Genomic DNA, 11,923 nt, shown 5'->3' with positions numbered 1-11,923 from the left:
CATGCGACTGACTCACTTCGGCCACAGCTGCGTCCTCGTCGAGTTGAACGGTTCCACCATCCTCTTCGATCCGGGCAACTTCTCGCACGGATTCGAGGGCATCACCGGACTGGACGCGATCCTCGTCACGCACCAGCACCCCGACCACGTCGACCAGCAGCGACTACCCGCCCTCGTGGAGGCGAACCCCGGCGCGGCGCTGTACTCCGACCCGCAGACCGCCGCCCAGCTCGGCGGCGCGTGGACGGGAGTGCACGCCGGCGACGAATTCGACATCGGCGACGTGCACGTCACCGGCACGGGCGGCAGGCACGCGGTGATCCACCCCGACATTCCCGTGATCGACAACACGGCGTTCCTGCTCGGCGACACCGGCAACCCCGCCCGGCTGATGCACCCCGGCGACTCCCTGTTCGTGCCGGAACAGAAAGTCGACGTGCTGGCCCTGCCCGCCGCGGCGCCGTGGCTGAAGATCTCCGAGGCCATCGACTACCTGCGCGCCGTCGCACCGCGGGTCGCGGTGCCCATCCACCAGGCGATCATCGCGAACGAGGCCACCGGCATCTTCTACGGTCGCTACTCGGACATGGCACCGGAGGGCACGGAGTTCCGCACGATGCCGAGCGAGTCGAGCGTCGAGGTGGCGTGACCTGTGAGTACTTGTTAACCGCCGGCGGTTAACAAGTACTCACGGGTCAGGCGGCACCGATCTGCGAGATCCGCCGCTCCCACCGGTACACGCCGGGCCGCGCGTCGTGGAAGAGCGCGAGGTCGACGGCGTCGAGCATCGCCTGCCGCGGTCCCGACGTGCCCAGCTGCTTGGCGGTGACGGCGAGACGCACCACTCCGCCGCGTTTGGCGGTGCGTCCGGAGCCCAGGACGAGGGCCCGGCACCACCACGGTTCGGCGCGGAACCCCTCCCCGATCCCCAGCACCCGCGACCGCACCGACGTCCCGCGTTCGAGGTCGTGGATGGCGGTCATCGCGGCGAGCAGCCGGAACCCGGCGGACGGCAGTGCCGCGACGGCGCCCTGCGACGCCAGCCAGCGGGGCGGGGCGAACAGCCTGGTGCGCAGCCCGGTCTGTTCCATCACCCGGTCGGCCGCGAGCAGTCGCAGTCGCGCCTCGTGTTCGGGCAGCGCGGCGAACTCGGCCCGCCGGCGTTTGGTGGCGGCCTGGTCGTATCCGTGCAGGACGACGGCGTCGCCGCGGGATCGGCGCGCACGGAGCCAGTCCTGCGTCGCGGGGTCGTTGACCAGGCGGTACTTGTCTTTCAGGCGTGGGGCGACGAGCAGCGACAGCGGCACGCCGCGCGCATCCATCTCCTCGGCGAACGCGGCCGCGAAGTCGCGCGTCTCGTCCTTGATCCCCGACACCGACACGATCAGCTGTCCGGTCATGGGTCCCAGCGTGACAGGTGAACGTGAACAGGGGGCAAAGCTCGTGCGCCTTTCCGGTAGTGGGAGCTACCGGAAAGGCGCACGAGCGGCGGAGCCACCTACTTCGGCAGGACCGCCTCGATGGCCTCGACGACCTCGGGGGCGTCCGGTTCGGTGCGCGGGCGGAACCGCTTGACGACGGTGCCGTCGGGTGCGACGAGGAATTTCTCGAAGTTCCACTGGATGTCGCCCGCGGCGCCCTCGGCGTCGGCGGCCTTGGTCAGTTCCTCGTACAGCGGGTGCCGGTTCTCACCGTTCACCTCGATCTTCTCGAGCAGCGGAAACGTGACGCCGTAGGTGGTGGAGCAGAAGGTCTCGATCTCTTCGGCGGTGCCGGGTTCCTGCCCCATGAACTGGTTGCACGGGACGCCGATCACGGTCAGCCCGCGGTCGGCGTAGTCGGTGGCGAGCTTCTCGAGGCCCTTGTACTGCGGGGTCAGTCCACACTTCGAGGCGACGTTCACCACGAGGACGGCGCGGCCGTCGTATTCGCCGAGGGAGGTCGGGGTGCCGCCGAGTGTGTTGATACCGATGTTCTGAACAGGTGTCGTCATGCGCACCAACGTAGCCAACAAACCTCTGTGCGCCCAGGCTTCGAATCGCCCGGGCGCACAGAGGTTTCCTTCGGAGGGGTGTCAGCTCTTCACGAGGACCTTCGGCTCGTCGCCGGCAGGGGTCTCCGTGGCTTGCTCTTCCACGACCTCGCCGTGGCCGTCGTCGACCATGGTGGACTCGTCGAACGGGAGCTTGCCGTCGAGGACGGTGCGGACGCGGTCGTTGTCGATCGTGTTGGTCCACGAACCGACGAGCAGGGTGGCGACGGCGTTGCCGGAGAAGTTCGTGACCGCACGGGCCTCGGACATGAACCGGTCGATACCGACGATGAGGCCGACGCCGTCGAGCAGTTCGGGACGGTGGCTCTGCAGGCCGCCCGCGAGGGTGGCGAGCCCGGCGCCGCTGACTCCGGCAGCACCCTTGGACGCGATGATCATGAACACCAGCAGCGACAGCTGCTCGGGGAAGGACAGCGGCTGGCCCATCGCGTCGGCGATGAAGATCGAGGCCATCGTCAGGTAGATCGCCGTGCCGTCGAGGTTGAACGAGTAGCCGGTGGGGACGACGACTCCGACGGTGGTGCGCTCGACGCCGACGTGTTCCATCTTGGCGATCAGGCGGGGCAGGGCCGACTCGGAGGAGGAGGTGGCGAAGATCAGCAGGTATTCACGGGCCAGGTATCGGACGAGCTTGAAGATCGAGACGCCTGCGACGACGCGGAGCACGGATCCGAGGACACCGAACACGAAGATCAGGCAGGTGAGGTAGAAGCCGAGCATGAGCGTGGCGAGCTGGACGACGGCGCCGAGACCGGTCTGGCCGACGACGTTCGCGATGGCACCGAACGCACCGATCGGTGCGAGCCACAGGATCATCGACAGGATCTTGAAGACGAGCTTCTGGACGGAGCCGACGGCGCGGAGGATCGGTTCACCCTGCTTGCCGAGAGCCTGCAGCCCGAAGCCGACGAGCAGCGCCACGAACAGGGTCTGCAGCACGCTTCCCTCGGTCAGCGCGGACATCAGCGACGTGGGGATGATCGACTGGAGGAAGTCCATGGTGCCGCCGGCGCCGTGGGCCTTCTCGGCGAGCGCCGCACCCGTGCTCGCGGTGTCGGCGCTGATGTTCAGGCCGGTTCCCGGGTCGAGCAGGTTGCCCACGAGCAGACCGATGCCGAGCGCAACCGTGGACATGCCGATGAAGTAGGTGAGGGCGAGCCCGCCGACCTTGCCGACCTTCGCGGCGGCCTTCACCGATCCGATGCCGAGGACGATCGTGCAGAAGATGACCGGGCTGATCATCATCTTGATCAGGTCGACGAACATCGTGCCGAGCACGCCGAGCGACTTGCCGGCTCCGGGAGCCAGCCACCCGACGAGGATGCCCGCGACGACGGCGACGATGACCCCCATGTACAACCAGTGGGTCCGGTCGCGTTTCTTGGTCTTCCCTGTCGCAGTACTCATGGGATTGTCCTCCAATTCGAGTGGCAAGCTGATCGGTGAGGCCGGCTAGTGACCGCGATCACGTCTTGGAAGAATCTTCTAAGCGATCGCTTGGCTGGTGAAGTTTGTGTTCATTACGTTCAGGAGAAATGCATTGCCGCACCATCCGCCGAGACGGCCCATGAGCGTCGCGAGGCAGCTCTTTCTCCTCCAGCTCGTGGTGTTGGTGCTGGTCATCGCGGCCGGCACGGCGCTTGCCATCGTGGACCAGCGTCGCGACAGCGACGAGACCACGCGACGAGCCGTCACCGCCGTCGCCACCACGCTCGCGCTGTCGGACGGCACGGTGGAGGCGTTGCGCTCCCCCGATCCGACAGCCGTTCTCCAACCGCAGACCGAGCGGATCCGCGCCGCGACGGGCACCGACTTCATCGTCGTGATGACCCCCGCAGGCATCCGCTTCACCCACACCAACCCGGAGCTGATCGGCGGCGTGTTCTCCGGGAACATCGAGCGCGCGCTCCGCGGGGAGACGTTCACGGAGACGTACGCCGGTTCGCTGGGACCGTCGATCCGGGCGGTGACACCGGTGTACGACGGCGACCGGATCGCGGGCCTGGTGTCCGTCGGCGTCACCCGGGCGAAGATCGGCGACCAGTTCGCCGCGAGCCTGCCGACCATCTTCGCGGTCGCCGCGATCGGCCTGGCGGTGTCGGCGGCGGGTTCGTTCCTGCTGAGCAGGCGCCTGCGCCGTCAGACGCTTGGGATGGCCCCGGACGAACTGCGGCAGATGTACGAGCACCACGACGCCGTCCTGCACTCGATCGGCGAGGGCCTGGTGGTCCTCGGCCGCGACGGCGGTGACACGGCGCGCGCCGAGGTGGTCAACGACGAGGCGCGCCGCCTCCTCGGCCTCCCGGAGGGCCCCGTCCCGGTGTCCGCGTTGCCGGAGTCGCTGCGGCAGTCGCACGAGGGCGATTCCCGGGACGAGGTGCACGTGACCGCGGACCGCGTGCTGCTGGTCAGCCGGGAACCCGTCACGTGGGAGGGGCAGCGGCTCGGCACGGTGCTGACCCTGCGTGATCGCACCGAATTGCAGAGCATCATGGGCGAACTCGACTCCGTTCGCGGTTTCGCGGAGTCGCTGCGGTCGCAGGCCCACGAGTCGGCGAACCGGCTGCACACGATCATCACGATGGTCGAACTGGGCCGTTACGACGACGCGATCGCGTTCGCCACCGAGGATCTGCGGTTGTCGCAGGAGCTGATCGACCGCCTGATGGCGGCGGTGCACGAACCGGCGCTGGCCGCACTACTGCTCGGCAAGGTGGGGGTGGCCGCGGAGCGGGGAGTCGACCTGACCGTCACCGAGGACACCGCTCTCGGGCCCGTGGCGCCTCTCAGTGCGCGTGAACTCGTCACGCTGGTGGGTAATCTCGTGGACAACGCGATCGACGCCGCCCGCGGTGCGGCAGCGTCCCCCGGAGAGGATGCGTGGGTGGAAGTGACGGTCCGTCAGGAGGATTCGACGATGGTGGTGCGGGTGGCCGACAGCGGTCCCGGCATTCCCGCCGACGAACTCGACAAGGCGGTCACGCGCGGCTATTCCACAAAGTCGGGCCAGCGTGGGCTGGGGCTGGCGCTGGTGGCGCAGGTGGTGGCCCGGCACGGCGGGACGATCCACACGGAGCCGTCGCTCGGATCGATGATCGTCGTCGAGATCCCGATCGAGGGGGCCGCCTCGTGATCCGGGTGATGATCGTCGAGGACGAACCGCTCATCGCCGAGGCTCATCGCGCGTATGTGGAACGCGTACCGGGCTTTTCGGTCCACACCGTCGTGCACGACGGCAGCGGGGCGATGCGCGCGGTCGCCGCCGCGAACGCCGGCGACGACCCCATCGATCTGGTGCTGCTCGACATCGGCCTGCCGGATGCGAGCGGACTGGACGTGGCCGCGGCGTTGAGCGGCGTGCGACCGAGTCCCGACGTGATCGCCGTGACGTCGGCCCGCGACCTCGAGATGGTCCGCACCGCTGTGGCGCGCGGGATCGCGCTGTATCTGCTGAAGCCGTTCACGTTCGCGGCGTTCCGCGACAAATTGGAGCGGTACCGGGAATTCCGCGACGCTCTGCCGGCGGGAAGCAATGCGCTGAGTCAGCACGACATCGACCGGGCGATGTCTGCCCTGCGCACCTCGGACGAGCGCGCGGCGTCCCCGAAAGGCGTTGCACCCCAGACCCTCGATCACGTCGCCGCCTGCGTCCGCGACGCGGCCGGACCGCTGACGGCGGCCGAGGTGGCGGCAGGGATCGGGGTCTCCCGGGTCACGGCCTGGCGGTATCTCGAACGGCTCGCCGACGACGGGGTGCTCACCCGGCACACCGAGTACGGCCGGGCGGGGCGCCCGCAGGTCCGGTATGCGCTGCGCTGAAGTGCCGAACCGGGGTTGTGACCTACATCACATCGGTGGACGATTGTAGAGGAGTCACCTCCGGCTCGTAGTCACTCAGTCAAGGACCGTCACAATGTCTAGCAGAATTGCCACCACACTCGCCGCGATCGCATTGACCCTGTCACTCGGCACGCTCGCTGCCCCCGCAGCCGTCGCCGCACCCGCCGCCCCGTCACCGACACCCGCAGTCGGTTCCATCGCGGTCTGCCTGAACCTGCCCCTGGGGTCGGCCAGCATCAGTTTCTGCATCTGAGCCCGGCGAGACGGAAAGTGGCCTGACAAACCGACTTCCGCCTCGCCCGCCGACGCGAACCACACGCCGGGATCGGAGCCTCGGCGCGGGTGGCGCAGTACCTAGTTGCCGATCGTGTCGAGCACCCAGGCGAATTCGAACGCTACTTCTTTCCACTTCTCGTAGCGTCCGCTGACGCCGCCGTGCCCGGCGCTCATCTCCGTCTTGAGGAGAAGTGGCGAGTCACCGGTCTTGGTGGCCCGCAGTTTGGCGACCCACTTCGCCGGTTCGACGTACAGCACCCTGGTGTCGTTGATGCTGGTGATCGCCAGGATCGCCGGGTAGTCCTTGGCCTCGACGTTCTCGTACGGACTGTACGAGCGCATGTATTCGTAGACCTCGGCGTTCTCCAGCGGGTTGCCCCACTCGTCCCATTCGATGACGGTCAGCGGCAGCGACGGGTCGAGGATCGACGTCAGCGGATCCACGAAGGGCACGTTGGCGAGGATGCCGGCGAACAGTTCGGGAGCCAGGTTGGCCACCGCACCCATCAGCAGGCCGCCCGCGCTGCCGCCGTCGGCGACCAACTGCTGCGGCACGGTGCGTCCGGTGTCGATCAAATGCCGTGCGCTCGAGACGAAATCGGTGAAGGTGTTCTTCTTCGTGAGCGTCTTGCCGGTCTCGTACCAGTGCCTGCCCATCTCGCCGCCGCCGCGCACGTGCGCGACCACGAACACGACGCCGCGGTCGAGCAGCGACAGCCGGGCGACCGAGAACGCGGGATCCATGCTGGCCTCGTACGAGCCGTACCCGTAGAGGAGCGTGGGGGCGGGGCCGTCGGCGCCGTTCGTCGTGCGCCGGACGATCGAGAGCGGGATGCGCGTCCCGTCCTCGGCGACGGCCCAGTCGCGTTGCTGCTCGTAGTTGCGTGCGTCGAAGTCGCCGAGCACGGGTTGCGACTTGCGCAGCGCGAGTTCGCCCGTCGACAGCACGTAGTCGTACACCTGGCCGGGCGTGATGAACGACGTGAACGCCATCCGCAGTGTCGGCTGCCGCCATTCCGGGTTGGCGCCGAGCCCGACGCTGAACAGTTCCTCGTCGAATTCGATCTCCGTGAACTCGCCGTAGCCGTCGTCGCCGAGCGGCCAGACGGCCAGCCGGGTCAACGCCTCGCGGCGGTAGCCGAGCACCAGGTGATCGGCGAACGCGTCGACCTCCTCCAACCGCACGTCGGAGCGGTGCGGAATGAGGATGGTCAGCGACGTCGGGTCGGACACCGGCGCCTCGGCGAGCACGAAGTTCTCAGCCTTCTCACCGTCGACGACGTCGTTGTGCATGATCAGAAAGCGGTCTTCGCCGGCGACGACGGCGTGTTCGACGCCGTACTCGACGCCCTCGCGCCGCGGCAGCACCACCCGGAACTCGCCCTCGGGATTCTCCGATTCGAGCACCCAGCCCTCGCTGGTGATCTTCGACCCCACCCAGATCATGAGGTACTTCTCGCTCCGGGTGGACCCGACCGACACCCAGAACCGCTCGTCGGGTTCGTGGAACACGGTGACGTCCTGCGCGCGGTCGGTGCCGAGCTTGTGCCGCCACACGGTGTCGGGGCGCCAGGATTCGTCGACGGTGAGATAGAAGACGTGACTGTGGTCGATGGCCCAGGTGGCGCCGGGCGCGGTGTCGGGGATCTCGTCGGGCAGCAGTTCCCCGGTCTCGAGATTCTTGAAGCGCAGCGTGTACCGCTCGTCGCCGACCACGTCGACCGAGTACGCGAGGAGCGTGCCGTCGTGGCTGAGAGAGAAGGCGCCGACGGAGAAGAAGTCGTGGCCCTCGGCCTCGGCGTTGCCGTCGAGCAGAACCTGCTCACCGGGCAGTTCGACGCCCGGGGCCAGTTCCGGCGGGGTCCAGTCGTCGGCGCCCGCGATCGGGGCCCGGCACTGCACGCCGTACTGCTTGCCCTCGATGGTGCGGGCGTAGTACCACCAGTCGCCCATCCGGGTGGGAACCGACATGTCGGTTTCCTGCGTGCGGGACTTGATCTCCTGGAAGATCTGGTCCCGCAGCGGCGCGAGATGCGCGGTCTGCTGCTCGGTGTACGCGTTCTCGGCCTCGAGATATGCGACGACCTCGGCGTCTTCCTTGGCGCGCAGCCACTCGTACTCGTCGACGAACGTGTGACCGTGGTGGACACGTTCGGTGGCGACCTTCTTCGCGACCGGCGGGGTGAGCTTCGCGCCTTCGGCGGTCATGTGTCAGCCCACCCAGTCCGCGAACGACAGGCCCGAGATCCGCTCGTAGGCCTCGATGTACCGCGCGCGGGTCGCCTCCACGATCTCCGCGGGCAGCGGCGGCGGCGGGGTGTCGGATGCCCGGTCCCAACCCGATTCGGGTCCGGTGAGCCAGTTGCGGACGAACTGCTTGTCGAAGCTGGGCTGCACCTTCCCGGCCTCGTAGCCGTCGGCGGGCCAGTACCGCGACGAGTCGGGGGTGAGGACCTCGTCGGCGAGAATCAGGTTGTTCTGCGCGTCCAGTCCGAATTCGAGTTTGGTGTCGGCGAGGATGATGCCCCGGTCCGCGGCGAAGTTCGATGCCCGGCCGTAGACGTCGAGGGTGTCGTCGCGCAGTTTCACGGCCAGATCCTGACCGACCTTCTCGACCACGGCCTCGAAGCTGATGTTCTCGTCGTGCTCGCCGAGTTCGGCCTTGCTGGCGGGTGTGAAGATCGGGTCGGGCAGCTGGCTCGCCTCCACCAGGCCCTCGGGCAGGGCGACCCCGCAGACCGCGCCGGTCTCGTTGTAGTCGATCAGCCCCGACCCGGTGAGGTAGCCGCGGGCGACGCACTCGACGGGGACCATCTTCAGCTTCCGGACCACCAGCGCGCGGCCGAGGACCGCTTCGGGGATCCGGCTGTCGTCGGGTTCGCCGGCCAGATGGTTGTTGCCGCCGAGGACGCCGAAGAAGAAGACGCTCATCGCGGTGAGCACCCGCCCCTTGTCCGGGATCGGGGTGCTGAGGACGTGGTCGTAGGCGGAGATCCGGTCGCTCGCGACCAACAGGAGGTGCTCGTCGTCGATCGTGTAGAGGTCGCGGACCTTGCCACCGGCCAGATGGGCGTATGAATCGAGTGAGGGGCGCACGGTGATCCAGCCTATCGGTCGGGCACCGACCGCCGGTCGCTGACCGTGCGTTCCGCGACCGGTTCCACGGCCGCGGAACACTTCGCCGCCCGATGTCGTTACCGTTGTTCAGGAACTCTTGTGAGCGCGGTAACGGGAAAGGTGTGCAATGGCGACGGACACGGCCCCGGTGGACGTCGGATTCCGTTCGGAACGCGGACCGATCCTCGTGTCGCTGATGCTCACGACGTCGCTGGTCGCGCTCGACGCGACGATCATCTCCACCGCGGTGTTCACCATCGTCGGGGATCTCGGCGGGTTCACGCAGTTCCCGTGGCTGTTCTCGATCTACCTGCTCACCCAGGCCGTGTCGGTACCGATCTACGGCAAGCTGGCGGACATCTTCGGCCGGAAACCCGTGATGCTCCTCGGCATCGCCCTGTTCGGCGTCGGCTCGGTGCTGTGCGGGATCGCGTGGAGCATGCCCGCGCTCATCGCGTTCCGCGCGGTGCAGGGACTCGGCGCCGGAGCGGTTCAGCCGATGAGCATGACCATCGCCGGCGACATCTACACGCTCGCCGAACGCGCCAAGGCCCAGGGCTACCTGGCCAGCGTCTGGGGAATGTCGGCGGTGGTCGGCCCGACCCTCGGCGGCCTGTTCTCCGAGTACCTCTCGTGGCGGTGGATCTTCTTCGTCAACATTCCCCTGTGCCTGCTCGCGGCCGTGATGCTGATCCGCACCTTCGACGAGAAGGGGGTGCGCACCGAGCGGTCCGTCGACTACGCCGGCGCCGGCATCCTGGCGGTCGGGGCGACGCTGCTCATCCTGGGACTCCTCGAAGGCGGGCAGGCCTGGGCGTGGAGTTCACCGGTCAGCCTCGGAATCTTCGCCGCGGGATTCGTATTCCTCATCGCGTTCGTCCTCGTGGAACGACGCGCCGCCGAACCGGTCCTGCCGCTGTGGGTGTTCACCCGCAGGGTTCTCGCGGCCAGCAATCTCGTCTCCCTGCTGGTCGGTGCCATCGTCCTCGGCCTGACCACCTACGTCCCCACGTTCACCCAGGGCGTGCTCGGGACGGGCGCACTCGTGGCCGGGTTCGCGCTGGCCACGCTGACCATCGGCTGGCCGATCGCCGCGTCGCAGTCCGGTCGGGTGTACCTGCGCTTCGGCTTCCGGTTCACGGCCACCGCGGGCAGCCTGCTGGTCGTGGCGGGCACCGCCCTCACCCTGGTCCTGTCCATCGAGTCGGCGGTGTGGCAGGTGGCGATCTGCTGCTTCGTCATCGGCGGCGGCATGGGTCTCGTCGCGAGCCCCACCCTCATCGCGGCGCAGTCGAGCGTCGACTGGTCCGAGCGCGGCGTCGTCACGTCCACCAACATGTTCGCCCGGTCCATCGGCAGCGCCGTGGGGGTCGCCCTGTTCGGCGCCCTCGTCAACGCACGACTGGGCGGCGACGACAACCCGGCGCCGGTCGATCTGGCCGGCGCCCTGCATCTGGTGTTCCTGGCCGCCCTCGGCGCGGCCGTCGTCCTCGTCCTCGCCGCGGCGGCGATGCCGAAATCCGCGGCCGCGCCGGAGGTCGAGCCGACCGCACCGGCGTCCGACCGTCAGCACTGAAGGAGACACCGTGCCCGACAAGTGCGTCGACGTGCTCGTCGCGTCGTATCTCGAGCAGGACCTGGTCGACAGGATCGCAGACAGCGACCCGCGGGTCCGGGTGTCGTACGCCCCCGAACTGCTCCCCCGGCCCCGGTGGCACAGCGATCACGTCGGGGTGCCGCGCGAACTGACGGCCGGCGAGCACGACCGGTGGACGTCGATGCTGCGGACCGCCGACGTCATGTTCGATTTCGACTGGCGCCACCCCGAACGCACCCTCGAACAGTCGCCGAATCTGCACTGGATTCAGGCGACGTCCGCGGGCGCCGGACAGCTGATCGAGAGGTTCGGGCTGTCCCACGCGCCGCTGACGGTGACGACCGCCGCGGGTGTCCACGCCGACCCGTTGGCGGAGTTCGCGCTCGCCGGCATCCTCCACTTCGCGCGTGGACTTCCCCGACTCATCGCGGACCGGCGCGACCGGACGTGGCGCAAACAGGAGACGACCGAACTCGCGGGACGGCACGCGTTGATCGTGGGCGCGGGCAAGATCGGCTCGCGCACAGCGGAACTGCTCCGCTGCTTCTCCGTCACCGCCACCGGCGTCGCCCGCACACCGCGACCTGCCGGCGCCCCCTTCGACGTCGTGACCACCACGGATCGGATCGCCGAGCATCTGCCCACCGCCGACATCCTCGTCGTCTCCTGCGCCCTCACCGAGCACACGCGCGGCCTGATCGGACGCCGCGAACTCGCCGCTCTCCCCGACGGCGCACTGGTCGTCAATGTCGGCCGGGGGCCCGTCGTCGACGAAGACGCCCTCGTGGAAGCACTGTCGGCGGGCCGCCTGGGCGGCGCGGTCCTGGACGTCACGTCGACCGAACCGCTGCGGGAGGATTCGCCGCTGTGGTCGGCCGACAACGTCATCCTCAGCCCGCACAGCGCAGCCAACGTGCCGTCGGAGAACGGGAAGATCGTCGATCTGTTCGTCGAGAATCTCGGACGCTACCTGTCGGGTGACGCCGCCCTGATCAACGAGTTCGACTTCGACGCGGGTTACTGACGGCCGCCGCCGACCG

The 11,923-nt window shown here is 68.4% G+C and carries 11 protein-coding genes; 6 read left to right on the top strand and 5 right to left on the bottom strand.

All coding sequences use genetic code 11. The features are described from left to right. Position 1: 1 nt before the first annotated feature. Entirely contained in the window at positions 2–649 is a 648-nt protein-coding gene (locus tag ACFU5V_RS02885; RefSeq protein ID WP_378442391.1) for an MBL fold metallo-hydrolase, read from the top strand. A 46-nt stretch (positions 650–695) separates the two neighbouring features. Here ACFU5V_RS02885 and ACFU5V_RS02880 read toward each other — a convergent pair whose 3' ends face one another. The 3 genes from ACFU5V_RS02880 to ACFU5V_RS02870 all read right to left on the bottom strand — a co-directional run bounded on the left by ACFU5V_RS02880 (position 696) and on the right by ACFU5V_RS02870 (position 3,460). Next, complete coding sequence (locus tag ACFU5V_RS02880) at positions 696–1,400, bottom strand: DUF2334 domain-containing protein (RefSeq protein ID WP_378442393.1); 705 nt, start codon at positions 1,398–1,400, stop codon at positions 696–698. Positions 1,401–1,498: 98 nt separating this feature from the next. Then, complete coding sequence (locus tag ACFU5V_RS02875) at positions 1,499–1,993, bottom strand: glutathione peroxidase (protein ID WP_219456744.1); 495 nt, start codon at positions 1,991–1,993, stop codon at positions 1,499–1,501. 81 nt (positions 1,994–2,074) lie between these two features. After that, positions 2,075–3,460 carry a cation:dicarboxylate symporter family transporter gene (locus ACFU5V_RS02870; RefSeq protein WP_378696669.1) on the bottom strand — a complete coding sequence of 462 codons (1,386 nt, stop codon included), beginning with the start codon at positions 3,458–3,460 and terminating at the stop codon, positions 2,075–2,077. A gap of 160 nt (positions 3,461–3,620) precedes the next feature. Here ACFU5V_RS02870 and ACFU5V_RS02865 point away from each other — a divergent pair, with 160 nt between their 5' ends. From ACFU5V_RS02865 to ACFU5V_RS02855, 3 genes are all read left to right on the top strand, one after another. Continuing rightward, complete coding sequence (locus ACFU5V_RS02865) at positions 3,621–5,186, top strand: ATP-binding protein (protein WP_378696667.1); 1,566 nt, start codon at positions 3,621–3,623, stop codon at positions 5,184–5,186. Next, positions 5,183–5,872, top strand: coding sequence for a response regulator (locus ACFU5V_RS02860; RefSeq protein WP_378440056.1), 690 nt, complete (start codon positions 5,183–5,185; stop codon positions 5,870–5,872). Before ACFU5V_RS02865 ends, ACFU5V_RS02860 begins: the two co-directional genes overlap by 4 nt. Before the next feature lie 94 nt (positions 5,873–5,966). Continuing rightward, entirely contained in the window at positions 5,967–6,146 is a 180-nt protein-coding gene (locus ACFU5V_RS02855) for a hypothetical protein (RefSeq protein WP_015888663.1), read from the top strand. A 101-nt stretch (positions 6,147–6,247) separates the two neighbouring features. On the opposite strand, the gene ACFU5V_RS02850 is transcribed toward ACFU5V_RS02855, so the two are convergent. Together ACFU5V_RS02850 and ACFU5V_RS02845 are read right to left on the bottom strand one after the other, a co-directional pair. Continuing rightward, positions 6,248–8,377 carry a S9 family peptidase gene (locus ACFU5V_RS02850; RefSeq protein ID WP_378440053.1) on the bottom strand — a complete coding sequence of 710 codons (2,130 nt, stop codon included), beginning with the start codon at positions 8,375–8,377 and terminating at the stop codon, positions 6,248–6,250. Positions 8,378–8,380: 3 nt separating this feature from the next. Beyond that, a complete protein-coding gene (locus ACFU5V_RS02845; protein ID WP_378440051.1) occupies positions 8,381–9,265 on the bottom strand; it encodes a phosphoribosylaminoimidazolesuccinocarboxamide synthase in 885 nt (294 codons plus the stop codon). A 148-nt stretch (positions 9,266–9,413) separates the two neighbouring features. Here ACFU5V_RS02845 and ACFU5V_RS02840 point away from each other — a divergent pair, with 148 nt between their 5' ends. Further along, on the top strand, positions 9,414–10,862 hold the full coding sequence (locus tag ACFU5V_RS02840) for an MDR family MFS transporter (protein ID WP_378696663.1): 1,449 nt from the start codon (positions 9,414–9,416) through the stop codon (positions 10,860–10,862). A 10-nt stretch (positions 10,863–10,872) separates the two neighbouring features. After that, entirely contained in the window at positions 10,873–11,907 is a 1,035-nt protein-coding gene (locus tag ACFU5V_RS02835; protein ID WP_378696660.1) for a D-2-hydroxyacid dehydrogenase, read from the top strand. The last annotated feature ends 16 nt before the right edge of the window (positions 11,908–11,923 follow it).

The organism is Rhodococcus sp. NPDC057529 (assembly GCF_042802055.1).
Classification (GTDB): domain Bacteria; phylum Actinomycetota; class Actinomycetes; order Mycobacteriales; family Mycobacteriaceae; genus Rhodococcus_F.
The sequence above is the reverse complement of the archived record's forward strand: the minus strand, read 5'-3'. Positions and strand labels throughout refer to the sequence as shown.

Excerpts from the sequence above, each read along its gene's own strand:
- ACFU5V_RS02885 (WP_378442391.1), top strand. The coding sequence starts at position 2 with ATGCGACTGACTCACTTCGGCCACAGCTGCGTCCTCGTCGAGTTGAAC.
- ACFU5V_RS02880 (WP_378442393.1), bottom strand. The coding sequence starts at position 1,400 with ATGACCGGACAGCTGATCGTGTCGGTGTCGGGGATCAAGGACGAGACG.
- ACFU5V_RS02875 (WP_219456744.1), bottom strand. The coding sequence starts at position 1,993 with ATGACGACACCTGTTCAGAACATCGGTATCAACACACTCGGCGGCACC.
- ACFU5V_RS02870 (WP_378696669.1), bottom strand. The coding sequence starts at position 3,460 with ATGAGTACTGCGACAGGGAAGACCAAGAAACGCGACCGGACCCACTGG.
- ACFU5V_RS02865 (WP_378696667.1), top strand. The coding sequence starts at position 3,621 with ATGAGCGTCGCGAGGCAGCTCTTTCTCCTCCAGCTCGTGGTGTTGGTG.
- ACFU5V_RS02855 (WP_015888663.1), top strand. The coding sequence starts at position 5,967 with ATGTCTAGCAGAATTGCCACCACACTCGCCGCGATCGCATTGACCCTG.
- ACFU5V_RS02850 (WP_378440053.1), bottom strand. The coding sequence starts at position 8,377 with ATGACCGCCGAAGGCGCGAAGCTCACCCCGCCGGTCGCGAAGAAGGTC.
- ACFU5V_RS02840 (WP_378696663.1), top strand. The coding sequence starts at position 9,414 with ATGGCGACGGACACGGCCCCGGTGGACGTCGGATTCCGTTCGGAACGC.